1 protein-coding gene is annotated in these 572 nt (G+C 44.1%); it reads right to left on the bottom strand.

The features are described 5' to 3' along the window. A partial coding sequence (locus R7044_RS27025) for an ATP-binding cassette domain-containing protein (RefSeq protein WP_225456205.1) occupies positions 1-572 on the bottom strand: 572 nt, incomplete at both ends.

Genomic DNA, 572 nt, shown 5'->3' with positions numbered 1-572 from the left:
TATCTTCCGTCGCGTAAGCAATGTTGTTTGCTATGGTGTCATTGAAAAGATGTACGTTTTGCGAAACCAACGCAAACTGCTCACGCAAGTTCTTCAATTCGTAATCACGAATATCACGGCCATCTAGCGCAATCGAGCCACTGTCCACGTCATAAAAACGGTTGAACAAGTTCGCAATGGTACTTTTACCTGAACCTGAACGCCCCACTAGAGCGAGCGTTTTACCTCGAGGAATATCAAAACTAATGTGCTCTAGTGCCGGTTTTTCTGAACCTTCATACGTAAAGCTGACGTCTTTCACAGATACATCGCCCTTCGCGCGCTCAACCGTGTATTTACCTTCGTTTTTCTCTGGTTCTAAATCGATCAGAGCAAACAAAGTTTGGCTTGCTGCCATACCACGTTGGAACTGAGAAGTTACGTTTGTCAGTGCTTTAAGTGGGCGCATCAAACCAAACATCGCAGAAAAGACCACGGTAAAAGTACCCGGAGTCAGCTGCTCTTTGATTGAATCAATGCTTGCCAGATAAAGAACAGCAACAATCGCAAATGATGCAATCATTTGAATGATT

This window comes from Vibrio sp. 1402 (assembly GCF_033340275.1).
This window is presented reverse-complemented; position numbering and strand designations above follow the sequence as displayed.